Raw genomic sequence first — 26,990 nt, forward strand, 5'->3', positions numbered from 1 at the left:
TTTTATTCCTTAGCGGATTCCTTCAGAAGACTCTGAATCTCACTTTCTGTGGAAAGAGCCATAACCTTTTCGGCCAGTGCATCAGCCTCAGCCTTACTCCACTTGGAGATAATGCATCTTGCTGTAAGTACCAGTACAGGGTTAACTGAGAATTCTGTAAGTCCGTAGGATATGAGAAGTGGTATCATAAGCGGATCTGCTGCAGCTTCGCCACACATTCCCACAGGAATACCTGCGTTTCTTCCGCACTCGATAATGTGCTTGATGGAGCGAAGCACTGCAGGCTGGAAAGTGGAGTAGAGATAAGCTACATCAGCATTTCCTCTGTCTACACTCATGGTGTACTGTGTAAGATCATTGGTTCCGATTGAGAAGAAGTCTGCCTCTTTTGCAAGGAGATCGGCTATAAGTGAAGCAGCAGGAGTTTCGATCATGCAGCCTACTTCGATATCCTTGTCATAGGCAATGCCCTTTTCATCAAAATCCTTCTTGATCTGAGCCACAAGCTCTTTTACCTGACGGATCTCCTCCACACAGGTTACAAGAGGAACCATTATCTTAACCTTTCCAAAGGCGCTGGCACGAACGATGGCACGGAGCTGGATCAGGTAACTGTCTTTATTGCCAAGGCAGTATCTGACTGCTCTGTAGCCAAGGAAGGGATTTTCTTCCTTTTTCATGTTCAGATAAGGAATATCCTTGTCACCGCCAATGTCCAGAGTTCTGATGATAACAGGTTTTCCACCAAGGATCTCAGCTGCCTCCTTGTAGGCTGCAAACTGCTCGTCCTCAGTAGGCATGTGGTTGTTGTCCATGAACAGGAACTCTGATCTGAAAAGACCTATTCCCTCACCGTCACACTCAACAGCCTTTTTGGCATCCTTAGGAGTTCCGATATTGCAGAACAGCTCCAGGTTAATGCCATCAGCTGTCACAGTTTCTTTTCCCTGGAAAGCAGCAAGTTCGGACTGCTTCTTTATGAAATCCTCACGCTTGATTATGTATTTGGACAGGACATCACCGTCGGGATTGATATATACCACGCCTTCAGTTCCGTCTACAATAGCTGTATCCTTGTCCTTCACTAAAGTAGTGGCATCAGGGACAGAGAGGACAGCAGGAATCTCAAGGGCCCTTGCAAGGATGGCTGAGTGAGAAGTCTTTCCGCCTACCTCAGTTATTATTCCTGCAACGTTATCCTTGACGATCTGGGAGGTCATGGAAGGTGTAAGATCCTTTGCAACCAGGACAGTTCCCTGAGGAACTTTGCTGATATCCACATCCTCGATTCCAAGAAGATTTTTAAGAAGACTTATTTTGATATCTGAGATATCAGAAGCCCTCTGCTGCATAAGCTCGTCATCCATCTTGGAAAACATACCGATGAACATGTCGCATACTGCTTCAACAGCAGCTTCGGCGCACTGACCTGCTGCGATCATCTTGCCCATTTCTCCAGCCATTGTGGGGTCGCTGATCATAACCAGATGCCCCTCAAGGATTTCTGCTTCCTTGGGGCCGATTCTCTTTCTTATGTCCTCGGCCATCTCGGAAGTTTCTTTTTTAAACTTTTCAACTGCGTCATTAAAGCGTTTCTGCTCGCCTTCCACATCCTCGATTTTACGGGATTCGTAAGACAGGTCATGCTCTTTGATGACACAGATGCTGCCAATACCTATTCCGCGTGATGCGGCGATTCCGTTATACATAGGTTGCTCCTTTTTGGATGTTAGTCACCAAGTCCGCTTTCTACAAGTTCGATTGCTTTCTTGAGTGCGTCTGCTTCGTCAGCTCCATCGCACTGGATCTCAATCTCTGCTCCGCATTTGATGCATGCACTCATGAGCATCATAACGCTCTTTGCGTCATAGGTATTGCCGTTGAAGACGATCTTTACATCTGCTGCAAATGGAGTCATTGCCTGAGAGAAAACTGATGCCGGCCGCATGTGCATTCCCTGTTCGTTAGTTATTGTGATTTTCTGAGATACCATAAATTCTCCATCCTTTCTATGTTCAAAAATTTATACTTCCTGTGCGTCCTTCTTGAGGATACCAAGCATGATGCATCCAACTACGGATCCGGCAACAAGAGCAACAAGATACATTGCTACGTTACCTACAACAGGGAATACGAAGATTCCGCCGTGAGGAGCCATAAGTGTGCACTTGAAGGCCATTGAGAGAGCACCTGCAACTCCTGAACCGATAAGGAGTGAAGGGATAACTCTTGCAGGATCTGCTGCTGCAAATGGGATAGCACCCTCGGTGATGAAGGAAAGACCCATGATGAAGTTAACAGGACCTGACTTTCTTTCTGCTTCTGTGAATTTCTTCTTGAATACGATGGTTGCAAGAGCGATGGCAATAGGAGGAACCATTCCGCCTACCATGATAGCTGCCATGATCATATAACCTGTCTCGTTCTGGTTTGCAAGGCTGGCGAGACCAAATGCATAAGCTGCCTTGTTGAGAGGACCACCCATATCAGTTGCCATCATAGCTCCAAGAAGAGCACCAAGAATGATGATTGATCCGCTGGACATTCCTGTAAGTACGCCTGCAATCCAAGCGTTAAGTGCACCAACAATAGGATTGAGGAGGCACATTACAACGCCGATGATAAGTGTTCCAACAAGTGGATAGATAAGTACAGGCTTGATTCCCTCAAGGGCATCAGGAAGCTTGTCACAGATCTTTCTAAGACCAAGAACAATATATCCGCCAAGGAAACCTGCTACAAGAGCACCAAGGAAGGCTGAAGGAACATCGCCGCCTGGAGAAGCAAAAGTAGCTCCGGTTGATGCAAGATATCCGCCTACGAAACCAACTGCAAGACCTGGACGATCAGCAATACTCTGAGCGATGAAGCCTGCAAGAATTGGAAGCATGAATCCAAATGCTGCGCCGCCGATAGACTTAAACCAAGCAGCCACAGGTGTGTTGGAACCAAAGTTGCTTGGATCGATTGAATAGTCATCCAGAAGGAATGCAATAGCAATAAGGATACCACCACCGATAACGAATGGAAGCATGTGAGAAACACCGTTCATAAGGTGCTTGTAAGCTTTTCTTCCTGCACTCTCATTTGAAGCAGCAGCTTCCTTCTTTACAGCGCCTGTGTGATGATAAACAGTGGTCTCTCCGGTAGTAGCTTTTTGGATAAGTGCCTCAGGAGAGTGGATAGCTTCCTTGGTGGAAGTGATGATCACATCCTTGCCATCGAATCTGCCCATATCAATATTCTTATCGCAGGCAATGATAACTGCATCAGCTGCTGCAATCTCTGCGTCTGTAAGGACATCTTTTGCTCCGCCTGAGCCGTCCTTTTCAACTTTGATATCTATGCCAAGCTCTTTTGCTTTGAGCTCAAGAGCCTCAGCTGCCATGAAGGTGTGAGCGATACCTGTAGGGCATGCTGTAACACCAACAAGCTTCTTGATCTGCTTAGTCTTAACAGGAGCAGCATCCTTTGTAGCAGTCGCATTATCTTTTTCTGCTTCCTTGTCATCGATGATCTGAAGGAATTCCTCAGGAGTTTTTGCATCGAGAAGCTTCTTGGTAAAGCTCTGATCCATTAAAAGAGTCATGAGCTTGGAAAGAACTTCAAGATGAGTATCAGCAGCAGTATCAGGAGCTGCGATCATGAAGAACAGTTTGCTTGGGCTTCCATCAAGTGACTTATAGTCGATTCCTGATGGAATTGTGAGAGCAGTAAGTCCTGCCTTAGCTACTGCAGCGGACTTGCCATGTGGTACAGCAATCCCCATTCCGATTGCAGTTGAGCCTTTTTCTTCTCTTGCAAGAATAGCTTCCTTGAATTTTGCTGCATCTGTCAGGTTGCCAACCTTTGTGTGAAGCTCGATCATCCTGTCGATGGCAGCGAGCTGGTCAGCTGCGGGACAGTTCAGTTCAATCCCGTCTTTTTTCAGTAAATCTGTGATTTTCATAGACCCTCCTTTTGGCCGTTTGCCTAAATTATATCCCCTTTATACAACCTTCTCTCTTAAAGGCCGTTATAAAGCTTAGTTATTGCTTCCCCTGTGGCGAGATCGTCAGAGAAAGCTGTGGCTGAACCTGCAGCAGTACCCATCTTAAGAGCTTCCTCATAGCTCTTATTCTTGAAGTATCCTGCAATAAAACCTGCCACCATGGAATCTCCGGCGCCAACTGAGTTTCTTACCTTGCCTGTAGGAACTCCTACGCGGTACTTCTTTCCCTCTTCGGAAATGAGCATTGCTCCGTCTCCTGCCATGGAAATCAGTACATTTCTTGCGCCAAGTTCCTGAAGCTTTCTGGCATGTTCCTCAATCTCGTCATCAGTTTTGAGAACGGTACCAAACATCTCACCAAGTTCGTGATTGTTTGGTTTTATTAAAAATGGATGATATTTAAGGACGTTCTTTAAGAGATCCTTTGTCGCATCCACAACGACTTCAATTTTTCTGTCAGCCACAAGAGCAATGATCTTTTCGTAAACATCGCTGGGTAATGAATTAGGTATGCTTCCTGCCAGGATAAGTACATCCCCGTCCTTTAGCTCTTTTATCTGGGAAAAGAGCTTTTCCTGGGCATCCTCGGGAATCGCAGGACCCTGGGCGTTTATCTCAGTCTCTGCCTGACCCTTTATCTTGACGTTTATTCTTGAGATACCTTCCGGCAGTTCAATGAACTTTTCGTGAATGCCGCGCTGTCTTACGCTCTCTGCAATGGCCTTTCCTGTAAAGCCTGCTACAAAACCAAGGGCAGTGTTTTCGTAGCCCAGGTTCTTAAGAATGGTTGAAACGTTGATTCCCTTTCCTCCGAAGTAGCATTCCTCTGAATCGGAGCGGTTTGTCATTCCCGGAAGGAGCTCATCGCTCATCCTTACTACGTAATCAATAGCGGGATTAAAAGTTACAGTGTAGATCATCTTGACCTCCCTTTAGTTGACCACTTTAATGATGGTCTTTGAGTGATAATTTCTGCCTACCTCTTTATCTGTGATAATGCAGCAGTTTCCTATGTCTGCAAAAGTCACTGAACTAACCTGACCAAATTTGGTGTGGTCTGCAAGGATGTAGGAGATATAGGCGTGTTTTACGGCTTCTCCCTTTACAAGAGCCTCATCCACATCCGGAGTGGTGTAGCCTGCTGACAAAGATATACCATTGGTTCCCATGAAGGCTTTTGTAAAGTGGTACTTTCTGATGCCCTCGATACAGTCTGGACCGATGATGGCTTCAGTTGAGCGTTTGCACCTTCCGCCGATTATCATGGTGTCCAGGTTCTTTTCCAAAAGCTTCTTGGCATGGACAATACCGTTGGTGATATATTTTGCCTTTTGATTGTCTATGTATTTGATCATCTCCAGAGTGGTGGTTCCGGAGTCGATGTAGACAAAGTCTTCGTCATTTATAAGAGAGGCAGCATACTTGCTGATAAGGTCTTTTTCCTCCACATTCAGCGTTGCTTTTGCAGAAACTGTGGGCTCCAGGGTATTCACGTCCATGGCACTAAGCGATGTAGCTCCGCCAAATACCTTCAGGATCTTGTGCTCATCGTGAAGCACTGAAAGATCACGCCTGATGGTGGCAGCAGAGGCATCAAACTCCTCCATGAGCTCTGTTACTGTAACTGCGTTCTTTTCATTTATGTAAGCTACTATCAGATCGCGACGTTCCTTCGTTAGCATATCCGGATGTCCCTCCAAAACATAGTTGTTTAGCCTATGGCAAAAGAATATCATCAAAAGAAATCAAAATCAATCAAAAATAATCACAAATAATCAACAGTTTTTTTATAAGATAATCACAAATTAAATATAATCGCTCACGCAATTAATTAAACATAATCTAAAAAAAGAATAAAGCTTTGCTTAGAACCGTAAATCAGCCTTTACAAGGGTTTGCGATTAAACTAAAATATTAGTAGGTTTCGTATTCAGACATGGAGGTGACTGACTTGGAAGAATTCACTCTTAACAATGAACAGATGGACATTCTTGGAGAGATTGCCAATATCAGCATGGGAAACTCAGCTACGACTCTGAGTATGATGGTCAACAAAAAGGTTGATATTACCACACCTAATGTTAAGGTCATTAAGCGAAGTGAAGCTTTGGATGACTATGAAAAGACCTGCATTTTTGTACAGATCCATTATGTAAAAGGGCTTGAAGGAAACAACGTCCTTGTGCTTAAGGAACATGACGTAAAGGTTATGACTGACCTTATGATGGGCGGAGATGGCTCCAATACAGCAGGAGAGATCACAGAACTTCATCTTTCTGCGGCTTCTGAGGCTATGAACCAGATGATGGGAACCAGTGCGACATCTCTTTCTTCTATGCTGGGCGTTGCTACAGATATAAGTACTCCTGTAGTTAATCAGATTGATGTAGAGAGTATTAAAGTTTTTGAAAAAATGTTTGATACTACTTACGATAAATTTGTTAAAATAGCATTTAGGATGACGATAGGTGATCTTATCGATTCCGTTATGGTGCAGTTATATCCTGTGCAGTTTGCGCTGGATATGTGCGACAAATTTATGAGTAAAGGGAAGTAGTACAGTAGATGAACAAGGCAGAAACATTAGAGATCAAAAAGCAGTTTACACCTGACAGGTGTACAATTGACCACATCTGTGGTTGTCTCGTGGATCACGAGAAGAACAAAAGGCTAATCTTCAAAAAAGCCTTCGATTCTCTTCCTGAGGAGGAGATGTTTAAATATCTGGATATTTTCCAGCACACGCTTGCCGGAACCTTTGGTAAGAACCTTATCAGTCTTGAGTTTCCAATTGACCAGGAACAGCCAGGTGGTACTCAAGACTTTCTTTTGACTCTTAGGAACTCCAAGCTTGAAGATGATGAGCTGGTGGATGAGTTCTATGAGAAGGTTATAGCCAACTATGTAAATGGCGAGAATTACTTTATTATCCTGATACATGCAGTTTATGACATCCCCGGAATAACAAACGATGGAATAATGATGGAGGATGCTTCAGACAACGTTTACGACTATATGCTCTGCAGTATCTGTCCTGTGAAGCTCTCAAAGGCAGGTCTTGGATATAATGAGTCCAAAAATGTGATTGAGGAAAGATTCAGGGACTGGATAGTAGAAGGGCCTGTGAAGGGATTTCTTTTCCCTGCATTTATAGAAAGAAATACCGACATCCATAACATGCTTTACTTCACAAAGAAGCCTGAGGATCTTCAGCCTGAATTTGTTGAGGCTATGTTTGGAGGACGTGCACCTATTTCAGCTCCCGAGCAAAAGGACATTTTTGATGCGGTGGTACAGAACACCATCGGTGAGGAAGCTGACTACGATATCATGAAGAACATCCATGATAACTTAAATGACATGATCGAGGATCACGCTGAGGATCCGGAGCCATTGGAGCTTAAGAAGAACGATGTTAAGCAGCTCCTTCACGACAGCGGAGTCCCCGAGGACAGAATGAATTATTTTGAAGAGAATTATGTTAAGTGCGCAGGAGATGAGGATTTTCCTCTTCTTGCAAGCAATATAGCTAACACCAAGAAGTTTGATATTGAGACACCTGATGTGGTCATCAAGGTAAAGCCTGACAGGACAGACCTTGTGGAATCCAGAATAGTAGATGGCAGACAGTGTCTTGTTATCGCTGTTGATGATCATATCGAAGTAAATGGCATAAACGTAAGGACTTTCATGAATAAGTGATATGCTAACAGCCATAAGCCTATTTTTGAAAAGAAATAAGATGGAGCTTGACGAGATCAAGTTTTACTTCAACAAGTGTGCTGACGACATCGATAGAACTAACATGTACATGCTTCGCAGAACATGCATGTGGACAGCTATCGTGTATGTAGGCATGCTTGTTTTTGCTATGACCATTGTGCCCAGATTCAGGATGGGAGTTGGGCATTTCCTTTTCATACCGCTTATCATTGCGTATTTCTTTGTGAATCTCTACACCAGGACCCACGAACTTCTTCCTACCAGCGTATGTAATTTTGCCTGCCTTTTCTATTACTTTAACATAGGCATTTCGCTGATCCTTATGGAGCTGAGTGCAGAGGCTTTTCAGCCCTCCAGATGGTTTCCGCTTTTTCTTATAACATTTCCAATTCTGTTTATTGACAGGCAGTATAGGTATGTGGCGGAAGAGACAGTAATGCTTTTCATCTATTATGTTGTCACGTTCTACTTTAAGGAGCCGTCCTATTTCTACAGGGATGTGTATACTGTTTTGGCAGCTTACGTTATTTCACTGATAGTATCCAGAGTTGTGCTTGGAACCAGGGCAAAACAGGGTCTTTCAATGGTGGAGCTTCGAAGATTCAGTAAGATGGATAAGCTCACCCAGGTTTACAACAAGGGTGCGCTCCTTTCAGAAATGCAGGAGTATCTCACCAGGAGAAGGGAAGGTGCGCCATGCACCATGTGCATAATCGATGTGGACAATTTTAAGCTGGTAAACGACAGCCTTGGTCACGAGGGTGGAGATCTGCTTTTGGAGCAGATCGGTCAGCTCCTGATTGCGAATTTCAGGCCTTCCGATATCGTTGGAAGGTTCGGTGGAGACGAGTTTGTGGTGTTCATGCCCAATATGAGGGATCCCAATCTGGTGGATCTTCGCTGCAGAACATTGCAGATGCTTCTTTCTGACTATTACATAGGTAACACTGAACCATTTACCTTAAGTATTGGAACCATTGTAGATGAAGGAAATCATTCCCAGGAAGAGCTCTTTGGAATAGCGGATGATGCACTTTATGAGTCCAAGATGAAGGGGAAGAACTGCTGTACTTCATGGGTTGCTCATGATCAGATGAACTTTGATAAGCCTGTCCTTGTCTTTGTTACAACCCTTGGAGAGGAAAAAGCAAGACTTCTTCCTCAGGAAGAAAAAGACAGATTCCAGATATATGCCACTCAGTCAGAGGACGAGGCTCTTTTGTATGTCAGTCAGTATCGCGACCATATAGGGCTTTTGGTTGTTGAACTGAATGACGAGACAAAGAGCGGTGAACTGGTGATCAAATATACCAAGACCAGAGAAAGGTTCAAGAACATCCCGATTCTCGCTGTTGTTCGGAACGAAGAGGGCGAAAGAATCGCCAGATCCCTTGGTGCAGATGATATACTGGTTACTTCCGCGCCGGGAGAAGCTTTTAAGGACAGCATCACGAATCTTTCAGAGAAGTGAAGAGTTGACTTTTAAATTGCATGCAATATAATAATAAGAATAATCATTTGAATGGGAGACAGAAACAATGCTAAAAACTCTTTTATCACAAGTCAAGGAATATAAACTCCCGTCTGTATTAACTCCGATAAGCATGATCGGAGAGGTAATATGCGAGATGATCATTCCTATCCTCATGGCAAGGATAGTTGATGAAGGTATCTATGGCGGCAACATGAGTCTTATTTTCAAGATAGGCGCCATGATGATCGTCATTGCTCTTTTGGGACTGATTGCAGGCCTTTTGGGAGCATACTGGGGAGCTGAGGCTTCAGCAGGACTTGCCAAGAATCTTAGAAAGGCCATGTTTGAAAACATTCAGACCTTTTCTTTTTCCAACATCGACAAATTTTCTACATCAGGACTTGTAACAAGACTTACAACTGATGTCACCAACATTCAGAACGCCTATATGGTTACCTTAAGAATGGCCATGAGAGCTCCGGCTTCCATGATCGTGGCTCTTGTTATGTCCTTTATCATCAGCCCACGTCTTGCCAGCATTTATCTCGGGGCAGTAATCTTTTTGGGCTGCATTATCATATTTGTTATGGGAAGAGCTACCAAGTATTTCAAGGCTGTGTTTGAGAAATATGATGAGCTCAACGAAAGCGTACAGGAAAACGTATCAGCCATCAGAGTTGTAAAGGCATATGTTAGAGAAGATTACGAGAATGACAAGTTTAAAAAGGCTGCTTTCAATATTTACAACATGTTTGTAAAGGCTGAGATGAACGTGGTGTTCATGGCGCCTATAATGACTGCAACTGTTTACGCCTGCATCCTTCTTATCAGCTGGTTTGGCGCACACATGATCGTTGGAAGTGAGCTTTCAACCGGTAGTCTCATGAGTCTTCTTACCTACTGCATGAACATTCTCATGAGCCTTATGATGCTGGCTATCATCTTTGTAATGATGACCATGGCTCAGGCAAGCGGAAAGCGTATCGCAGAGGTCATTGACGAGAAAGCTGATCTCACAAATCCTGAAAATCCAGTAATGGAGGTTAAGGACGGCAGTATTTCTTTTGACCATGTAGACTTCGCTTACAACAAGGAGTCAGATGAGCCGGTGTTAAAAGACATATCTCTCGATATCAGTTCCGGCGAGACAATAGGTATCATCGGTGGAACAGGTTCAGCGAAATCCTCTCTGGTTAACCTTATAAGCAGACTATATGACGTCACAGGCGGCTCTGTGAAGGTGGGTGGTGTTGATGTAAGGCAGTACGACATGGAAGTCCTTAGAGATCAGGTTTCTGTTGTGCTCCAGAAGAACGTGCTGTTTTCCGGAACCATCATTGATAACCTCAGATGGGGCGATAAGAATGCCACTGAAGAGGACTGCATCAGAGCCTGCAAGATGGCCTGTGCTGATGAGTTTATTGAGAGAATGCCTGACAGGTACAACACTGTAATAGAACAGGGTGGAACCAATGTCTCCGGAGGTCAGAGACAGAGGCTTTGTATTGCAAGAGCTCTTTTGAAAAAACCTAAGATCCTGATTCTGGATGACTCCACAAGTGCCGTAGATACAGCTACCGACGCAAAGATCAGGAAGGCCTTTGCTGAGGAGATTCCGGGAACCACCAAGCTTATCATTGCCCAGAGGATCAGTTCCGTTCAGAACTGTGACAGGATCATCGTTATGGATGATGGTAAGGTAAACGGTTTTGGAACTCACGAAGAGCTCCTTAAGAATAATGAAATCTACAGGGAAGTTTACGAGTCTCAGACAGGTGTATCCGGCGATGCAGACTTTGACTCGGCAGGCTGAGCTGAAAGGACTTGCTGAGATTTGGAGGATAATAAAATGGCAGAAGCAAAAGAAATAAAGAACGGACCGGGCCACGGAAGTAAACGTGGAATGCCCAAACCCAAGGTAGAAAACCCGGGACTTCTTTTTAAGAGAATAATGGGCTATGTTTTTAAGTTTTATCCTGTACATATGATCACAGTGGTACTGTGTATCCTTGCTACAGTTTTTTCCAGTGTTCAGGGAACTCTTTTCACAAAGACACTTATTGACTCATATATACAGCCTATGCTGGATTCGGGAAGCACTGACTATGGTCCGCTTCTTGGAGCTATGGGAAGGGTAGCAATCTTCTATGCTATTGGTGTTGTTGCAGCTTTTCTTCAGCAGAGGGTCATGGTTGAGATCAACCAGGGTACCTTGAAGAGGCTTCGTGAGGATCTGTTTACCCACATGGAGAGCCTTCCTATCAAGTACTTTGATACCCACGCCCACGGCGATATCATGTCAATCTATACCAATGATATCGATACTCTCAGGCAGATGATCAGCCAGAGTATCCCACAGGTGTTAAATAGTGCCATCACTATTGTGTCTGTGCTTATTTCGATGATCGTACTGAGCCTTCCGCTTACGGGTGTTACCCTTGTTATGGTGGCCGTAATGCTGTTTTGTTCGGCAAAGGCAACCAAGGCTTCAGGTAAGAACTTCGTAGCACAGCAAAAGAACCTTGGTGAGATCAATGGTTTCATCGAGGAGATGATGACCGGACAGAAGGTTGTTAAGGTATTCAACCACGAGGCTGACAATATTACGAAGTTCAATGAGCTGAACGAGGAGCTTTTCCAGAGCGCCTTCAAGGCAAATGCTTTCTCAGGAGCTCTTGGCCCTATAAATGCACAGCTGGGTAACACAAGCTATGTTCTTTGCGCTATCATCGGTGGTGCAATAGCTCTTTCAGATAGCGTATTTGTTGGATTTACCGTAGGTGCACTGGCTAGCTTCCTGACATTTAATAAGAGCTTTTCAATGCCTATCAACCAGGTCAGCATGCAGTTTAACTCAATCATCATGGCACTGGCCGGAGCTGAGAGAATATTTAAGCTCCTGGATGAGCAGCCTGAGACTGATGAGGGCTATGTAATGCTGGTCAACTCTGAAAAGAGAGACGGCGAGATAGTTGAAGCTGACCACCACACAGGACACTGGGCTTGGAAGCATTATCACAAGGCTACAGATACAACCACCTATCAGCCTATGGAGGGTGATGTTACCTTTAATGATGTGGACTTTGGTTATACGGATGATAAGATGGTCCTTCACAATATTGTTCTTCATGCTGAGCCCGGACAGAAGATTGCTTTTGTTGGTTCAACAGGAGCAGGAAAGACAACTATCACCAACCTGATCAACCGTTTCTATGATATCCAGGATGGTAAGATCAGATATGATAACATCAACATCAACAAGATCAAGAAGGCAGATCTTCGCCGTTCTCTTGGAATTGTTCTTCAGGATACACATCTTTTTACAGGAACTGTTAAGGACAATATCAGGTACGGAAAGCTTGACGCCACAGATGATGAGGTAATTGCAGCTGCAAAGCTTGCCAATGCCCACAGCTTTATAAAGAGGCTGCCGGAAGGGTATGACACAATGCTCACAGGAGACGGAGCTAATCTTTCCCAGGGACAGAGGCAGCTCCTTGCCATAGCCAGAGCAGCTATCGCAGATCCTCCGGTGCTTATCCTTGATGAGGCTACATCCTCAATTGATACAAGAACTGAAAAGATCGTTCAGGACGGCATGGATAAGCTCATGAAGGGCAGAACCACCTTCGTTATCGCTCACAGACTTTCAACAGTCAGAAACTCAGACTGTATCATAGTTCTTGAACACGGAAGAATAATCGAGCAGGGAACTCATGACGAGCTCATTGCTAAGAAACAGAAATATTATCAGCTTTATACAGGAATGAAATCAGAAACTGCTTAAAGATTGGGGCAACAGCAGCGTAAGACTTCAGTACTGCAATGGGGAGAGCAGATGGCACATATTTCTGAATATGTCAGCTGGAGGGGAGATCTTAGCTTCGCTGACAGAGACTTTAGAATTGAAGATAATCTTGTGTTCTCTGAGCTGGTTTACTATGATTTTAAGCCGGTTTTCAGGGGCAGGAGTTCCATTGCGCTAAAAGAGGCAGTGACAGAGCTGGACAGATGTGGTCTTCTAAAGAGCACCAGAGCAGGTTCAACTGCGGAAGACCTGAAGCTTGCCAGGATCTGTGCGTCTTCCAGGCGCTTTGGAGACATTGTGCTCACGGATTTCAATGATATTTATGACAGCTCAGACAGACAGTTTGCAGCTGTCACTTTTTTGATTGAAGGTGGAACAAGAGTCATAGCATTCAGGGGAACGGATTCCACTATCATAGGCTGGAAGGAAGATTTCATGATAAGCTATACCAACGTTCCTTCCCAGTATCTGGCCCTGGATTATGCTAAAAAGCATGTGGATGAATCAAATGATGACGTATATATCCTGGGACACTCTAAAGGTGCGCATCTGGCTCTTTTTGCTGCAGCGCATTTAAGTAAAGAGCAGCAGGAAAAGGTAAAGCGCATCTACATAAATGACGGTCCGGGATTTTGCAATGGTGTTCTTGATAAGTCCCTCATTGATGAGATAAAGGACAAGATAACAAAGATAACTCCCGAATACTCCATTATCGGAAGGCTGTTTGAGCCGGAAGTGGGAGAGAATATCATAGTTCGAAGCTCCAGCAAGGCTATTATGCAGCACAGTATCCAGAGCTGGCTGTTAAACGATGGAAACGGTCTTGCGGAGTGCACAGATCATGCGCCGGAAAGTAACATCTTAAATGACGCCATAGAGAGGTTTGTAGAGGGCATGGATCTGGGGGCAAGAGAAAGATTTGTCGACTCTCTCTTTGATTCTATGTCTGATACAGGTGCAACCACCATAAAGGAATTTGCGGCCCTTGGTCCTTCTGCTTTTGAAGATCTGATAATGAAGATGGCAGGAAACGATGCCCTTAACATAAAGGGCAAGGCCAGAAAGGTTCGCAGAAAAGACGATGAAAATCTGAATATATTCCTAAGGGCCTGGGGCTACATAAGCAGGCAGAAAGTCATCAGGATCGGACTTTCACTTTTCCTTGCAGCTTTGTGCTTTGCATTCCCTGATTTCGCCATGGAGTCTGTAGTCTATGCAGCCCTCCTTATCCTTTGTATCTACGAGCTGGTGCTTACTGTAAGGCATCTAAAGGAGTCAGAGTGGAACTTCCGAAAGGAACGCCCCAGGGTTATACTGTGCATCTCTCTTTTGGTTATAACTTCCATGGTGTTGGTGAAGGAAGGAGCTCTTTTTGTAATATCAAGTGTGATATTGGGGATTCTGTTTCTGACCCTTGCTTACCAGAATCTTATCAACTATAAGATCTATAAAAGAAAGCTCTTCGAACGATTCAGATACGCCTTTGAAGGCATTGTAACCCTGTTTCTCGGGAATTACATCCTATTAGTCCCGGACATCGAAAACAGCTGGTATATGATCTCTTGTGGCTCTCTGCTTATGATTGATGCCATCTTCGAAGTGCTTAAACTAATTCGTGACAGGAAACGTTGATAAAAACTAATATATCCCCAGCCCCAAGTGACTAGATTGTAATGCAAGATGACCGCGACTTCAAGGGCTGCCCGGGCGCTTGAGAAGCAGCGCCCAGCGTACTGCCCCTTGACGCCGTGGCCATCTTGCATAATTTTGTCACTAAGGGGCCTTGGGGAATAATTTGATCTCGGCTCACGGAGTGGCTTTTCCAAATATAAGGGGGATTTTTAAGAAAACTTATGAAAAAATCAGGCGATATCCCTGCTCATAGAGCGTTTTTCCAAATATATGGGGCATTTTGGAAAAAACTCATGAAAAAATCAGGCCAAATCCCTGCTCATAGAGTGTTTTTTCCAAATATATGGGGCTTTTTGGAAAAAACTCATGAAAAAATCAGGCCAAATCCCTGCTCATAGAGCGCTTTTTTCCAAATATATGGGGCATTTTGAAAAAAAACTCATGAAAAAACCAGGTTATATTCTGGCTCACAGATTCTGCCTGCCCCGCTTAGTGACCTGAATGCATGAGGACGAGGAAAGTCAAGGACGCCCCTGCTCCTCAAGGGGCGCTCGCGTAAGTCCTTGACGGAATGAGGCCTTATGCTACAATTCCTTGATCTCGGGGCAGGCAGGATATCATATTTGAATAGCTTAGTATATATGCAAATTTTTAAGCATGAAAAGAGGAGCTGCGCGATAGAAGTGCAGCTCCTTTAATGTGCATGAAATGTGAAGCTATGGGCTAACCGATAGCTTTTTTAACTGCTTCAAGAACACGATCAGCCTGGAAAGGTTTTACGATGAAGTCCTTAGCGCCAGCCTGGATGGATTCAATTACCATTGCCTGCTGACCCATAGCAGAACACATGATGCAAACTGCATTAGGATCTGCAGCCTTGATTCCCTTCAAGGCTCCGATACCATCAAGCTCGGGCATTGTGATATCAAGAGTTACAAGGTCGGGTTTCAACTCATTATATTTCTCGATTGCGACTTTTCCGTTCTCAGCTTCTCCGGCAATCTCGTATCCGTTCTTAGAAAGGATATCCTTAAGCATCATGCGCATGAAAGCGGCATCATCAGTAATGAGTATTCTTTTTCCCATATTGAACCTCCAATAAGTCAATTTTTTATTGGTACATATACTATTGTACCACGTTATTTGATTTGTGTGCGCAAAATCGTCATGTCAAAAATTAAAATTTGATAAAGTCTTAAGGAAAATTGTTTGAATTTTTTACGCAGTTACTTGGCAACCGGGAGAGTGGTATCATAGCTAAAATCGCTGTGATTCACTATTTGCCACTGTATAATGCCGGTGCTATTGTCTGAATTGGCTGCACTTTTTGTGTTATTTAAGCTTATCGCAATATCAAGAGATTGATTATCGGTTAATGGTATACTTTCCTTCATTATACCATCCTGTGCACCGTTTTCATACCCTGAATTAACTGCTGCAACAAAGGCATTTCCCTTGTGGCAGGCCTCGTAATAGGTCTTTTGTCTCTGGGCCAGATTGTCGCTTAAGTTATAGTCTGCCTTTGAGTTTACCAGTGTCAGCGTGGCAAAAGAAATAATGGAGAGCACTGCAAATATCAGAAGAATTGAGGCTGATCCCACGTGGGAGCCATGAGATGAATTTCCTGAGCTCATGTTAGTTGGCCTCCTTTCCTGTGTAAACATCAACCGTATTATTGAGGATGAGTCTGTTTTCGTCGTTAATAACCTGGGAATAGTCCCCGGATACACCATCTACGTTAAGGATCAGGATGTTGCCAACAATGGCCTTTCCGTCAGGCGTTACACCATAGTCAGTCACATCGCTGTAGACTTTAGCTGCATCCTCCTCAGAGATGTGGATGTAGGCTTCATAGACTGCTCCCTGGGGAGTGCTTTCCAGAAGCTCCCAATCCTTGTTGAAGAACAGGATAAGAGCGCCTTCCTTCCCTTGCAGCTCGTTAGCTTCAGTAACTACGTAGGCATTAGGGTAAAGAGCTGATATTGCTTCGAAGTTCCCTCTGCTTCCTGTAAAAGCCTCAGAGAGATTCTGGGACCAGATGACAGCATTAGAAAGACTCTCGGTCTTTTCAGCCAGCAGATGGGCAGAGGTAAAAAGCCTTACGCAGACTGCTGCAGAAAGGGAGAAGAACATGATAGCCACTATTAGTTCCATAAGGAACAGACTTAATTTTGAATTATGCTGCCTATCCATATCAGCCTTCAGGTGTGCTCCTTTTTGCTATGTAAAGGTTATCTGTACTGCCGTCCTCCAGGACTATGGTGATTCCAAGTAGAGTATCTGATACTTCCTGGACATCGAAGGATGTGACCTCAAGTATCTTCTGGCCTGACTGGGGATAGAAGGTTCCCAGATCTTCTCTTGCATAGAGCTCACAAAGATGTCCTTCGTAATCGTAAATGTAGGTGTTGTAGATTTTTCCGCCAATTTCCTCTGACATTACAAGGGCATTTTCGCCAAATATCTCTTTTGCATAAATGGCACCCTTTTTATCCGCCTGTCTTACCTTCTCGGTCACGTAGGCACAGGCAATCCTTTGGGAATTGTTGTCTGCCATAAGTGCTACGTTTTTCTTGTAGATGCTGGCCCCCAGGGCTATAACCGATAGGGCGGAGAGCACAAACAAAAGCATAAGGCATATGACAAAGACGGAATCTATCATATGATGTTTGTTTTTGTTAAGTTCCATAGGTTACCTCAGTATTACTGTGTAATCGGGATAAAGATTTGCTGCAATGGGTTGGTAGTCCACGAAAAAAGTATCCTTATCATAGGTAAGGCCGTAGTGGTTCTCCATATATTCCAGGTCCGGCGGATACTGTCCTTCTATGGCATAGCATTGGACAATGTCCCGGGCAATGGCTCTTTCCAGGGATTCCTGCTGCTTTTCGATGGTGCTCTTTCCGGAGTATTCAACTGCATAGAAGAAGCACACGAATATCAGCACGAAAATGGCAACGGAAATAAAACGGTAAAAGCCGCTTGGAAGAGAGAAGCTATTCTGTTCTTTGTCGAGTCTGTTTGCCATTAGCAGCTACCTTTTTTATCCAATGGTTGTCATTATGCCCATGAGAGGCAGGATTACTGATAACAGGATCATTCCAACAATTACGGAAAGAATGATAACTAGTGTTGGCTCAAGGACTGAAATGAGGGAGTAGATCTTTTTCTCTGTGTCCTTTTCTATTCTCTCGGAAACCTGCTGCATGGCCTGGTCCATGGAGCCTGACTTGAAACCTACAGAGATCATCTGTGAATAGAAGGAGGTGAAGATATCCGTTTTCTCTAAGGCCTCTGGGAAGCTGTCTCCATCAAGGAGCATGTTTCGGCAGGTCTCGATCTTTTCTTTCATCTCGTCGCTGTCAGCAAGCTTTTTTACAAGGGCCAGACCCTCGTAGGTGTCCATTCCACTGGTGAGTGTCAGGACCATTCCGCTGGCAAAACGCTCAATCTCTATATCACGAAGGAGCTTTTTGGTAGGACCAAACTTTCGCATGAGCTTTTTGAAGTTGGCTTTTCCGCTTGGAGTAGAGGAAAAGTAGATAAAAGCTGCAGCGATAAGTACAAGGATCACAATAAGCACGATGGAGTACTTATTGAGGGTGTTTCCAAGATTTAAAAGAGACTGTGCAAATCCGCTAAGGCTGGTGCCAAGCTGTGCAAATACCTGGTTGAAGATTGGAAGCACCTTTGTGATAAGTACCATTACTACGATCAGCATCATGAATACCATGATGAGAGGGTAGCTGACAGCGCTCTTGATGCTGGATTCGATATTTTCCTCTCTGTCGTAATAGTCCGCCAAAGATTCCATGACTGTATCGATATTTCCGGATTCCTCTCCGATGGATACCATGTGGATGAGGTAATCAGGGAAAGCCTCGCTCATCTCTAAAGCCACATGGAATTTTTCGCCGCTCCTTAGAACCTGGTTTATTGATTCAAAGAGCTTTTGGGCGGAAGCATCCTTTGTGTCCTGGGACAGAAGCTCTATTCCGTCGGCAGGAGCTATGCCGGCCTTAAGGAGCAGGGACATCTGTCTGCAGAAAGTGGATATCTCATTACTTGTCAGTTTTCCAATTTTAGCGCTCATCTTGCCTCCAAATAAACAAAAGGGTTAGTAGATGTATTTTACGGAGTAGTTTGAACCATCACCGATAAATTCTTTTAATGAACTGTCTTTCATGTTTGATGCAAAGGTTGGATCCATAAGGGACCAATCTGTACCGTCGAATTCGATCATACCGTTGACCCAGCCAACATCCTGGATGTAGGTGGAGAGCCAGGCGTGATAGGCAGTTCCTGCATATCCGATCTCCATTCTTGTGGGGATTCTCTGGCTTCTCAGCATTGTGGTCATGAGAGCTGCGTAGTCAAGACAGATACCTGTTTTTGTGGAGAGGACCTCGTCCACATCCGGGATATATCCGCTCTGTACCGTCTCTGCCTCTTCGTGGTCGTAAACAATGTTGGTTATCATGAAGTTGTAAACTTCTGAAACCACCTCAAGGTCTGTGTTACATACGTAGGCCAGTTCTTCACCTTTTTTAACAGCCGCGTTTGAACTCTTGAAGTTCACATACTGGTTAGGGTAGAGGAAAGGTGAAAATTCATCAGTGATCTCTGCTGTTACCAGCTGGGAGAAGGCCTGTGAATACTGGGTTCCCTCTATGTTCTCAAAGACGTTGATCATATAGTCGCCGTTTCCTGACTGGAGAGGGAAGACCTCGTCGGTGGGATTTCCGGTGGTTAGATTGTAGGTGTAAGTAATGGTGTTAGGACCCGTGATCTGAAGCTTGACTTTTTGAGACTCGCCGGTATATCTGACAACTACGTAGCCATCCGAGATATTGGATGCATCCAGATGTGCGTATTCGTTTTCGTAGACGGTTTCGCCGCTGGCTTCGGGCACAAGACAAACAGGAGTATTGTCACGGCTTCCTTTGACTCTTTCAGCTGGAGCTGCCTCCTCTGAGGCCTGTGATGCCTTGGGAGTGTCAGACCCTTTGGAGCTTGAAGTGCTCTGCTCATTCTGTACAGGGGTAGAGCTGGTTTCTTCTCCGCAGCCGGAAAGTGAAGCTATGGCAAAACTCGATATAAGAACTACAGATAATCCGTATGAGATTTTTCTTTTCACACTATTGTATATGTCCATATTGTTTAAGAGAGAATCTGTGGTGCTTCCTTGATCTTTTTGTATCCAAGCGAGATCAGATCGGAAATCTTTTCCTTGTGTTCATCACAGTTCAGAGCTTTTGCATAGGCAACCTCCAGTGGGGCGCCAACATTCATACCGTTGTAACCATGGATCCTCTTTGTGAGGTCCAAAAGGAACATATCAGACATGGTAGGGTCGCAGTTCTCCATAAGAAGAATGAACTCATTTCCGCTGTTACGGCCAACATAGCCATATTTTTCACTGACATCCTCAAGCATTGTGCTGAACTCGGAGATCAGCCAGTTGCCGTTGGTGTGACCATCACTGGTGTTTATGGAGTGCAGGTTATGAATCTGCAGAAGCACGAAGCCTGCATTTTGAAGCCGCTCCGGGGTGTTGAAGCTGTCAATAAGAAGATCACAGCTGTATCTGTTGGGGAGCCCCGTGAGATGATCGATGAAGGCCAGTTTATTGAGTCTTTTGCCGATGGAAGCAGTTCTTCCCAATATGTAGAAATCTAAAATAATGGAAATCGTGAAAATGATCAGGCTCAGACCAACCACCACAAAGAATGCAGGGGTTGATGCATCTGAGATCTGATGGAACAGTTCTTTATCTTTATGGAAAAGAACTGCAAGTGTGATTGTAAGGATCACCAACACCACAAGAGATATTATCTTGTAAATATAGATGGTGTTATAGATGTTAGCTCTTTTGCTTTTGTCGTAGAACTCGGGTTTCATCCAGTCCCTCCAAATAACAAACGCGTGACAGAAATAATCGAAATATATGTAATTATTTTACTATATTTAATTAATCTATTAAAGAGATGATTTTAATAATTTAATTAAGAATCCGTTAAGAATCATAGTTTGTGGGCTACAGGCTTCCTGTTTTCGAAGGTGTAGTACTCAGTAAAACCGGAATCAAGGGCAATCTGCCTGATAGTATCAAAACAGCAGCCTATCTTATCGGGAGTGTGGGCGTCTGAACCAAAGGTTATCAGCGCTCCGCCAAGCTCTTTATAGCGCTTTAGTGCCTCCGGGCAGGGATTTGGAGGCAGGATATCACTGTAGGCAAGAACCTTGGAGTTGACGTCAAGGCCCTTATCATTAGCAATAAGATATTCAAGTATCGGGTCGATCTTGTCCGCGAAGCGCTCATAGGAATAGGTTGTATCACCTTCCGGAACGTAGCGGGAGATGTAATCCAGGTGGCCAAGGACATCAAATTCTGAAAAGAGCTTTATGTTCTCCAAAGTCTGATCAAAAAATCTGTTAAAGATGTTTTCAACTGTGTCCGGTGCCCAAAAATCAGGGTAGAAGGGGTCGCGCCTATCCACAAGGTGCTGTGAGGCGATGATGAAATCAAAAGAATCAGACTTTGCAATGGCCAGGTTTTCTTTTGTTACCTGGGCCTGCATTCCAATCTCTATCCCGAACCTGAGGGTGATCTTATCCTTGTATTTATCCTTAAGGGAAAAGAGCTCCTTCTTATAAGAAGGTACATCTAAAGTGAAGGGCTCGGGAGGCAGATCAGGGGTGTCAGGATAGTCAAGATCCAGGTGCTCTGTAAAACATATCTCAGAAAGCCCTTTATCTATAGCGCTCTTTATCATATCCTCCATGGGGGTGGAGCTGTCCCCGGAGTGGTTGGAATGCATGTGAAAATCTGATGTAATCGGCATTTTATCTCCTTAATGTTGGAATATTGAAACCACAATATACTATGTCGTCATTTTACTGAAAATTTATAAGTTAATCTACCAGATTTTTAATATTTTTCTTGATTTATGGGCAAAAGTCAGCTAGAATTTAAAGTGCTGATAAAAATTTGTCAAAAGAGATAATTTTAGAAACAGCAACTCATATAAAATTCATTTTAGGAGGAACTTAAAATGGCAGTAAAAGTAGCAATCAATGGTTTTGGCCGTATTGGTCGTCTTGCATTCAGACAGATGTTTGGTGCAGAAGGTTACGAAGTAGTAGCTATCAACGATTTGACAAGCCCTAAGATGCTTGCACATCTGTTGAAGTACGATTCATCACAGGGACGTTACGTAGAAGTTGGTCACGAGGATGACGTAACAGCTGATGACGAGGCTGGAACAATCACAGTAAAGGGAAAGACAATCAAGATCTACAAAGAGCCTGATGCAAACAATTGCCCATGGGGTGAGCTCGGTGTAGACGTAGTTCTTGAGTGCTCTGGATTCTATACATCAAAGGATAAGGCACAGGCACACATCAATGCTGGTGCTAAGAAGGTTGTTATTTCTGCTCCTGCAGGAAATGATCTTCCTACAATCGTATACAACGTTAACCACACAACACTTACAAAGGATGACAAGATCATCTCAGCTGCATCTTGCACAACAAACTGCCTTGCACCTATGGCTAAGGCTCTTAACGACTACGCTCCAATCCAGTCAGGTATCATGTGCACAATCCACGCTTACACAGGTGACCAGATGATCCTTGATGGACCTCAGAGAAAGGGCGACCTCAGAAGATCACGTGCAGGTGCTGTTAACATCGTTCCTAACTCAACAGGTGCTGCAAAGGCTATCGGCCTTGTTATCCCTGAGCTTAACGGAAAGCTTATCGGAGCTGCTCAGCGTGTTCCTACACCTACAGGCTCAACAACACTTCTTTTCGCAGTTGTTAAGAAGGCTGACGTTACAAAGGATGCTGTAAATGCAGCTATGAAGGCAGCAGCTACAGAGTCATTCGGATACAACACAGACGAGATCGTTTCATCTGATATCGTTGGTATGAGATTCGGTTCACTCTTCGATGCTACTCAGACTCTTGTAAACAAGGTTGATGATGATACATACGAAGTACAGGTTGTTTCATGGTATGACAACGAGAACTCATACACATCACAGATGGTTAGAACAATCAAGTACTTTGCAGAGCTTGGCTGATTAACCTCAAATATCGAATAGACTTTAGATGAGGTCCGGTCCATATGGACCGGACCTCATTTTTATTTATCAAAAATTCTAAAAACAATCCCAGGAGGAAAAACAATGGCACTCAACAAAAAGTCAGTAGATGACATCAATGTTAAGGGCAGACGCGTACTTGTACGTTGTGACTTCAATGTTCCTTTAAAGAACGGTGAGATCACTGACGAGACAAGAATCGTAGCAGCTCTTCCTACAATCAAGAAGCTGGTTAAGGATGGCGGTAAGGTAATCCTTTGCTCACATCTTGGAAAGGTTAAGAACGGCCCTAACGAGGGAGAATCTCTCGGACCTGTTGCTAAGAGACTTTCTGAGAAGCTTGGCAAGGACGTTAAGTTCATCGATGATTACAGCGTAACAGGCGCAGCAGCAACTGGTGCTGTTGAGGCTATGAAGGAAGGAGATGTTATCCTTCTTCAGAATACACGTTTCAGAGGCAAGGAAGAGACAAAGCCTGAAGAGGCTGGCGAGGCTTTTGCAAAAGAGCTTGCTGATCTTGCTGATGACTATGTATGTGATGCTTTCGGTTCAGCTCACAGAGCACATGCTTCTGTAGCAGTTGTAACTAAGTACATCAAGGAAAAGGGCGGAAACAACGCTGTTGGATATCTTATGCAGAAGGAGATCGACTTCCTTGGAAATGCAGTAGAGAATCCTGAGAGACCTTTCGTAGCTATCCTCGGTGGTGCAAAGGTTGCTGATAAGCTGAACGTTATCAATTCTCTTCTTGAGAAGTGCGATACTCTTATCATCGGTGGTGGTATGGCTTACACATTCCTTAAGGCTAAGGGATATGAAGTTGGTAAGTCACTCCTTGATGACACAAAGGTTGATTACTGTAAGGAAATGATGGAGAAGGCTGAGAAGGCTGGTAAGAAGCTTCTTCTTCCTATCGATACAGTTTGCATCGATTCTTTCCCAGATCCTATCGATAATCCTAACATCACTACAACAGTTGTTGATGCTGATAAGATTCCTTCTGACAAAGAAGGTGCTGATATCGGACCTAAGACAATCGAGCTTTACTCTGAGGCTGTTAAGTCAGCTAAGACAGTTGTTTGGAACGGACCTATGGGTGTGTTCGAGAACCCTGTACTTGCAGAGGGCACAAAGTCTGTAGCTGAGGCTCTTTCAGAGACAACTGCTACAACTATCATCGGTGGTGGCGACAGTGCTGCAGCTGTTAACCAGCTTGGCTACGCTGACAAGATGAGCCACATCTCAACAGGTGGCGGAGCTTCTCTGGAATTTCTCGAAGGAAAGAAACTTCCTGGAGTATATGCTGCGGATGATAGAGCGTAATGAGTGAGTCAAAGGTGTGACATACCTGCTTGCAGGATATGACACAGCCTTGACGAACAAACCGGTTGAGCAATATCCCGTGCTTTGCACGGAAGAGATATTGCGAAGACGGATAGGATTTCGAGAGCGAAGCGGAGAAATCCGTATTCGCTCTATATTGAGAGGAGAATTAAAAAATGGCACGTAGAAGAATCATCGCCGGAAACTGGAAGATGAACAAGACTCCCAGCGAGGCAGTAGCTCTTTGTGCAGAGCTTAAAGATCTTGTAAAGAATGACGCTGTTGACGTAGTTTACTGCGTTCCAGCAATTGATATTGTTCCTGTTGTAGAGGCAGTTAAGGGCACAAACGTTAAGGTTGGTGCTGAGAACTTCTACATTGAGGACAAGGGAGCTTTCACAGGTGAGATTTCAGCTCCTATGCTTAAAGATGCCGGTGTTGAGTACATCATCATCGGACACTCAGAGAGAAGAGACATCTTTGGTGAGAACGATATCCTCATTAACCAGAAGGTTAAGAAGGCATTCGCTGCTGGCCTTACACCAATCCTTTGCTGTGGTGAGTCCCTTGCACTTCGTAAGGCTGACACATACAAGGCTTGGATCGAGAGACAGATCACATGGGATCTTGACGGTGTAACAGCTGACCAGGTTAAGAAGCTTGTTATCGCTTACGAGCCTATCTGGGCTATTGGAACAGGCGAGACAGCTACAGCTGATCAGGCTGAGGAAGTTTGCGGACTTATCCGTGAGCTCATCGCTAAGCTTTACGATCAGGCTACAGCTGATGAAGTTCGTATCCAGTATGGCGGATCAATGAATGCCGGCAATGCTGCTGAGCTTCTTTCAAAGCCAAACATCGATGGCGGACTTATCGGTGGTGCAAGCCTTAAGCCTGACTTTGGTCAGATTGTTAATGCTTAACAATTGCATAAAAAAGCGCTGGACCGGAAATCCGGTTCAGCGCTTTTTTAATTTATTCATTATTTGTTCTTTCTGATTTCTTTGATGGCCTGCTCTGTTGTGTATTCTACAGTGTAAAGGACATCGTCCTCTGACTGGATGTACATAACTCCATCCTTCTCGTAGTAGTAGAATCTCTCATCATTAGTGGTCATCTTTGTGATGATGTTATCCTTCTTGCTTACGTCCTTGAATGTGCATTTTCCGTAGGATGAAGAAAAACCGTCTGTGAAGAATGCAAAGTTCTCTTCGCCGTCGCTATAGATTGCAAGGACCAGTTCGTTGCCATCAGCATCTTTTCCCTGAAAAGCATATTCAAAAATCGGTTCCTCGTAGGCGGCGGAAGCTGCCATTACAGTTGGAGTGAAGATGAATCCCAGGATACCCAGCGCAGCCAGAAATCCGGAAAATCTCCGTAATACTTTTTTCATACCATTCCCTCCTTTCAACTTATCCGCTCTAATACTATTATATACGAATAATTCAAGATGGCGGCATAAAAAGTATGAACTAAATATACAAAATTCTATAAAATTTTTGAAAAAAACTTTATTTCTTGCACAAAAGCCTGTTGACATACCCCGACTGTAGTAGTATATTTGCTATGACAGTCGTAGTAACGATTGTCGTAGCAACTTGCAACCAATCAGGATTCATACAAGGTGAGAACTTATGCAACAGATCAGTAGTGATGTGATCCGAGGGTATAACGACACCATTATTCTATTTTTCCTGAGAAAAGAGCCTTCTTATGGATATGAGATATCCAAGAATATCAAGGCGCTGTCCGACAATAAGTATCTGATAAAGGAAACTACCTTATATTCAGCTTTTACCAGGCTTGAGAAGAATGGGTATATAAGTTCCTTCAGCCAGGAAGCTGAGAATGGGAAAAGGCGAACTTATTATCAGATCACAGAAGAGGGCAGGATCTATTATCATGAAAAATGTGAAGAGTGGCATCTGACCAAGGATGTTATTGAAAGATTTATTTCTAACGAGTGAACGAAAGATTATTGATGTGCATTAAGAAGCACATATATTAAACAGGGGAGATGAATTATCATGGATGCAATTAAGAATTATCTGGAGACAATGTTTTCAAGTTTGCCTGACACCGAGGAGACCAGAAGGGCAAAGGCTGAGATCCTCTCAATGACTGAGGATAAATATAACGAGCTTATAGGAAGCGGAATGTCAGAGCATGAAGCTATTGGAAAGATCATTTCAGAGTTTGGAAGCCTGGATGATCTTAAAGAGTCCCTGGGACTGATAGGGGAGGAATGCGTACAGGCTGCGGAAGAACCTTTGAAGTCTGATTCAGTTCTTTTTACAGGAGTTCCTGAAGCTCCCAATCCGCCGGTAGAAATTGAACCAGTGGCAGAGAGAGCCCATAAATCATATGGTGGAAATCTTCGTCTTGTTTCTTTGGATGAAGCAAAGGATTTTCTTGCTGATGCAGCATTTAGCAGATTTTTATTGGGAGTTGGAGTTTTCTTCTGCATTATAGCTCCTGCTGGTCCTATCATGGGAGATGCCTTTGGGGATCTGTTCTTTGGAGTTTTTGAAGATCTGATGGAAGGCCTCGGGGTAATGTTCCTGTTCCTTTCCGTGGCTTTGGGCGTAGGACTTATCATCCTGTCCTCTTCAAAGATGAAGGAATGGAAGGACATCAAAAAAGGCGTCAGCATTATGGATTACGAAACCGAGGAATATATCAAAAGTGAAAAGCAGGCCCTTAATCCCAGCAGATCCACAATGCTTGCTCTTGGAATAGTACTTTGTGTATGCTGCGTCATTCCTGTAACATTCTTTGGTATCTTTTCAATAATACCTTTCCTCTCTGAAGGGGTTGGACCATCAATGATCTTTGTTATGGTGGGTGCAGGAGTGTTCTTTATTCTCAACTCCTCAAGGCTCACAGACGCCTGCGACAAGCTCCTGAAGCTTAATGTATGAAAGCGGTTAC

At 44.1% G+C, this 26,990-nt stretch carries 26 protein-coding genes; 11 read left to right on the forward strand and 15 right to left on the reverse strand.

Annotation, left to right across the window (positions count from 1 at the left end; translation table 11 throughout):
- Positions 1–2: 2 nt before the first annotated feature.
- The 5 genes from ptsP to BO18_RS12040 are packed head-to-tail and all read right to left on the reverse strand — an operon-like array spanning position 3 to position 5,673.
- On the reverse strand, positions 3–1,709 hold the full coding sequence (ptsP, locus tag BO18_RS12020; protein WP_034446453.1) for a phosphoenolpyruvate--protein phosphotransferase: 1,707 nt from the start codon (positions 1,707–1,709) through the stop codon (positions 3–5).
- 20 nt (positions 1,710–1,729) lie between these two features.
- A complete protein-coding gene (locus BO18_RS12025; RefSeq protein ID WP_034446455.1) occupies positions 1,730–1,993 on the reverse strand; it encodes an HPr family phosphocarrier protein in 264 nt (87 codons plus the stop codon).
- 30 nt (positions 1,994–2,023) lie between these two features.
- A complete protein-coding gene (locus BO18_RS12030; RefSeq protein ID WP_034446457.1) occupies positions 2,024–3,949 on the reverse strand; it encodes a PTS fructose transporter subunit IIABC in 1,926 nt (641 codons plus the stop codon).
- A gap of 56 nt (positions 3,950–4,005) precedes the next feature.
- Entirely contained in the window at positions 4,006–4,911 is a 906-nt protein-coding gene (gene pfkB, locus BO18_RS12035; protein WP_034446458.1) for a 1-phosphofructokinase, read from the reverse strand.
- Positions 4,912–4,923: 12 nt separating this feature from the next.
- Entirely contained in the window at positions 4,924–5,673 is a 750-nt protein-coding gene (locus tag BO18_RS12040; protein ID WP_034446460.1) for a DeoR/GlpR family DNA-binding transcription regulator, read from the reverse strand.
- A gap of 260 nt (positions 5,674–5,933) precedes the next feature.
- On the opposite strand from BO18_RS12040, the gene fliY reads away from it, so the two are divergent.
- The 6 genes from fliY (at position 5,934) to BO18_RS12070 (ending at position 14,628) form a co-directional block, all read left to right on the forward strand.
- The gene (gene fliY, locus BO18_RS12045; protein ID WP_242856576.1) at positions 5,934–6,548 is read left to right on the forward strand and encodes a flagellar motor switch phosphatase FliY; all 615 of its coding nucleotides are present in this window, start codon (positions 5,934–5,936) and stop codon (positions 6,546–6,548) included.
- A gap of 8 nt (positions 6,549–6,556) precedes the next feature.
- Positions 6,557–7,693, forward strand: coding sequence for a DUF4317 domain-containing protein (locus BO18_RS12050; protein ID WP_034446463.1), 1,137 nt, complete (start codon positions 6,557–6,559; stop codon positions 7,691–7,693).
- 25 nt (positions 7,694–7,718) lie between these two features.
- Positions 7,719–9,185, forward strand: a complete 1,467-nt coding sequence (locus BO18_RS12055) for a GGDEF domain-containing protein (protein WP_185752415.1) — start codon at positions 7,719–7,721, stop codon at positions 9,183–9,185.
- 67 nt (positions 9,186–9,252) lie between these two features.
- The gene (locus BO18_RS12060) at positions 9,253–11,001 is read left to right on the forward strand and encodes an ABC transporter ATP-binding protein (protein WP_034446466.1); all 1,749 of its coding nucleotides are present in this window, start codon (positions 9,253–9,255) and stop codon (positions 10,999–11,001) included.
- A gap of 36 nt (positions 11,002–11,037) precedes the next feature.
- Positions 11,038–12,975, forward strand: coding sequence for an ABC transporter ATP-binding protein (locus BO18_RS12065; RefSeq protein ID WP_034446467.1), 1,938 nt, complete (start codon positions 11,038–11,040; stop codon positions 12,973–12,975).
- A gap of 51 nt (positions 12,976–13,026) precedes the next feature.
- Positions 13,027–14,628, forward strand: a complete 1,602-nt coding sequence (locus tag BO18_RS12070; protein ID WP_034446468.1) for an Mbeg1-like protein — start codon at positions 13,027–13,029, stop codon at positions 14,626–14,628.
- 723 nt (positions 14,629–15,351) lie between these two features.
- Here the strand turns inward: BO18_RS12070 and BO18_RS12075 are convergent.
- The 9 genes from BO18_RS12075 to BO18_RS12115 all read right to left on the reverse strand — a co-directional run bounded on the left by BO18_RS12075 (position 15,352) and on the right by BO18_RS12115 (position 21,473).
- A complete protein-coding gene (locus BO18_RS12075) occupies positions 15,352–15,714 on the reverse strand; it encodes a response regulator (protein WP_022764589.1) in 363 nt (120 codons plus the stop codon).
- A 140-nt stretch (positions 15,715–15,854) separates the two neighbouring features.
- Entirely contained in the window at positions 15,855–16,262 is a 408-nt protein-coding gene (locus BO18_RS12080) for a hypothetical protein (protein WP_034446469.1), read from the reverse strand.
- A 1-nt stretch (position 16,263) separates the two neighbouring features.
- Entirely contained in the window at positions 16,264–16,821 is a 558-nt protein-coding gene (locus tag BO18_RS12085; RefSeq protein WP_034446471.1) for a hypothetical protein, read from the reverse strand.
- A gap of 1 nt (position 16,822) precedes the next feature.
- The gene (locus BO18_RS12090; protein ID WP_051688687.1) at positions 16,823–17,317 is read right to left on the reverse strand and encodes a DUF4860 domain-containing protein; all 495 of its coding nucleotides are present in this window, start codon (positions 17,315–17,317) and stop codon (positions 16,823–16,825) included.
- A gap of 3 nt (positions 17,318–17,320) precedes the next feature.
- Positions 17,321–17,656: a hypothetical protein gene (locus tag BO18_RS12095; RefSeq protein WP_034446472.1), complete on the reverse strand. Its 336-nt coding sequence runs from the start codon at positions 17,654–17,656 to the stop codon at positions 17,321–17,323.
- Positions 17,657–17,671: 15 nt separating this feature from the next.
- Positions 17,672–18,721 carry a type II secretion system F family protein gene (locus BO18_RS12100; protein WP_034446473.1) on the reverse strand — a complete coding sequence of 350 codons (1,050 nt, stop codon included), beginning with the start codon at positions 18,719–18,721 and terminating at the stop codon, positions 17,672–17,674.
- A gap of 24 nt (positions 18,722–18,745) precedes the next feature.
- On the reverse strand, positions 18,746–19,765 hold the full coding sequence (locus tag BO18_RS12105) for a transglutaminase-like domain-containing protein (RefSeq protein ID WP_242856558.1): 1,020 nt from the start codon (positions 19,763–19,765) through the stop codon (positions 18,746–18,748).
- A 23-nt stretch (positions 19,766–19,788) separates the two neighbouring features.
- Positions 19,789–20,529 (reverse strand): GGDEF domain-containing protein, encoded by a 741-nt coding sequence (locus BO18_RS12110; protein ID WP_034446475.1) that lies wholly within the window; start codon positions 20,527–20,529, stop codon positions 19,789–19,791.
- 122 nt (positions 20,530–20,651) lie between these two features.
- Complete coding sequence (locus BO18_RS12115; RefSeq protein WP_034446476.1) at positions 20,652–21,473, reverse strand: histidinol-phosphatase HisJ family protein; 822 nt, start codon at positions 21,471–21,473, stop codon at positions 20,652–20,654.
- A 210-nt stretch (positions 21,474–21,683) separates the two neighbouring features.
- On the opposite strand from BO18_RS12115, the gene gap reads away from it, so the two are divergent.
- From gap to tpiA, 3 genes are all read left to right on the forward strand, one after another.
- Positions 21,684–22,715 carry a type I glyceraldehyde-3-phosphate dehydrogenase gene (gene gap, locus BO18_RS12120; protein WP_034446477.1) on the forward strand — a complete coding sequence of 344 codons (1,032 nt, stop codon included), beginning with the start codon at positions 21,684–21,686 and terminating at the stop codon, positions 22,713–22,715.
- Between the two features lie 105 nt (positions 22,716–22,820).
- Positions 22,821–24,059 (forward strand): phosphoglycerate kinase, encoded by a 1,239-nt coding sequence (locus BO18_RS12125; RefSeq protein WP_034446478.1) that lies wholly within the window; start codon positions 22,821–22,823, stop codon positions 24,057–24,059.
- 176 nt (positions 24,060–24,235) lie between these two features.
- On the forward strand, positions 24,236–24,982 hold the full coding sequence (gene tpiA / locus BO18_RS12130) for a triose-phosphate isomerase (protein WP_034446479.1): 747 nt from the start codon (positions 24,236–24,238) through the stop codon (positions 24,980–24,982).
- Positions 24,983–25,041: 59 nt separating this feature from the next.
- Here tpiA and BO18_RS12135 read toward each other — a convergent pair whose 3' ends face one another.
- A complete protein-coding gene (locus tag BO18_RS12135) occupies positions 25,042–25,452 on the reverse strand; it encodes a hypothetical protein (RefSeq protein WP_034446480.1) in 411 nt (136 codons plus the stop codon).
- Positions 25,453–25,693: 241 nt separating this feature from the next.
- Between BO18_RS12135 and BO18_RS12140 the strand changes: the two genes are divergently transcribed.
- Positions 25,694–26,026 (forward strand): PadR family transcriptional regulator, encoded by a 333-nt coding sequence (locus BO18_RS12140; RefSeq protein WP_034446482.1) that lies wholly within the window; start codon positions 25,694–25,696, stop codon positions 26,024–26,026.
- A 60-nt stretch (positions 26,027–26,086) separates the two neighbouring features.
- The gene (locus BO18_RS12145) at positions 26,087–26,980 is read left to right on the forward strand and encodes a permease prefix domain 1-containing protein (protein ID WP_034446484.1); all 894 of its coding nucleotides are present in this window, start codon (positions 26,087–26,089) and stop codon (positions 26,978–26,980) included.
- The last annotated feature ends 10 nt before the right edge of the window (positions 26,981–26,990 follow it).

It is taken from the genome of Butyrivibrio sp. AE2032, assembly GCF_000702965.1.

Excerpts from the sequence above, each read along its gene's own strand:
- ptsP (WP_034446453.1), bottom strand. The coding sequence starts at position 1,709 with ATGTATAACGGAATCGCCGCATCACGCGGAATAGGTATTGGCAGCATC.
- BO18_RS12025 (WP_034446455.1), bottom strand. The coding sequence starts at position 1,993 with ATGGTATCTCAGAAAATCACAATAACTAACGAACAGGGAATGCACATG.
- BO18_RS12030 (WP_034446457.1), bottom strand. The coding sequence starts at position 3,949 with ATGAAAATCACAGATTTACTGAAAAAAGACGGGATTGAACTGAACTGT.
- pfkB (WP_034446458.1), bottom strand. The coding sequence starts at position 4,911 with ATGATCTACACTGTAACTTTTAATCCCGCTATTGATTACGTAGTAAGG.
- BO18_RS12040 (WP_034446460.1), bottom strand. The coding sequence starts at position 5,673 with ATGCTAACGAAGGAACGTCGCGATCTGATAGTAGCTTACATAAATGAA.
- BO18_RS12050 (WP_034446463.1), top strand. The coding sequence starts at position 6,557 with ATGAACAAGGCAGAAACATTAGAGATCAAAAAGCAGTTTACACCTGAC.
- BO18_RS12060 (WP_034446466.1), top strand. The coding sequence starts at position 9,253 with ATGCTAAAAACTCTTTTATCACAAGTCAAGGAATATAAACTCCCGTCT.
- BO18_RS12065 (WP_034446467.1), top strand. The coding sequence starts at position 11,038 with ATGGCAGAAGCAAAAGAAATAAAGAACGGACCGGGCCACGGAAGTAAA.
- BO18_RS12070 (WP_034446468.1), top strand. The coding sequence starts at position 13,027 with ATGGCACATATTTCTGAATATGTCAGCTGGAGGGGAGATCTTAGCTTC.
- BO18_RS12075 (WP_022764589.1), bottom strand. The coding sequence starts at position 15,714 with ATGGGAAAAAGAATACTCATTACTGATGATGCCGCTTTCATGCGCATG.
- BO18_RS12080 (WP_034446469.1), bottom strand. The coding sequence starts at position 16,262 with ATGAGCTCAGGAAATTCATCTCATGGCTCCCACGTGGGATCAGCCTCA.
- BO18_RS12085 (WP_034446471.1), bottom strand. The coding sequence starts at position 16,821 with ATGGATAGGCAGCATAATTCAAAATTAAGTCTGTTCCTTATGGAACTA.
- BO18_RS12090 (WP_051688687.1), bottom strand. The coding sequence starts at position 17,317 with ATGGAACTTAACAAAAACAAACATCATATGATAGATTCCGTCTTTGTC.
- BO18_RS12095 (WP_034446472.1), bottom strand. The coding sequence starts at position 17,656 with ATGGCAAACAGACTCGACAAAGAACAGAATAGCTTCTCTCTTCCAAGC.
- BO18_RS12100 (WP_034446473.1), bottom strand. The coding sequence starts at position 18,721 with ATGAGCGCTAAAATTGGAAAACTGACAAGTAATGAGATATCCACTTTC.
- BO18_RS12110 (WP_034446475.1), bottom strand. The coding sequence starts at position 20,529 with ATGAAACCCGAGTTCTACGACAAAAGCAAAAGAGCTAACATCTATAAC.
- BO18_RS12115 (WP_034446476.1), bottom strand. The coding sequence starts at position 21,473 with ATGCCGATTACATCAGATTTTCACATGCATTCCAACCACTCCGGGGAC.
- gap (WP_034446477.1), top strand. The coding sequence starts at position 21,684 with ATGGCAGTAAAAGTAGCAATCAATGGTTTTGGCCGTATTGGTCGTCTT.
- BO18_RS12125 (WP_034446478.1), top strand. The coding sequence starts at position 22,821 with ATGGCACTCAACAAAAAGTCAGTAGATGACATCAATGTTAAGGGCAGA.
- tpiA (WP_034446479.1), top strand. The coding sequence starts at position 24,236 with ATGGCACGTAGAAGAATCATCGCCGGAAACTGGAAGATGAACAAGACT.
- BO18_RS12135 (WP_034446480.1), bottom strand. The coding sequence starts at position 25,452 with ATGAAAAAAGTATTACGGAGATTTTCCGGATTTCTGGCTGCGCTGGGT.
- BO18_RS12140 (WP_034446482.1), top strand. The coding sequence starts at position 25,694 with ATGCAACAGATCAGTAGTGATGTGATCCGAGGGTATAACGACACCATT.
- BO18_RS12145 (WP_034446484.1), top strand. The coding sequence starts at position 26,087 with ATGGATGCAATTAAGAATTATCTGGAGACAATGTTTTCAAGTTTGCCT.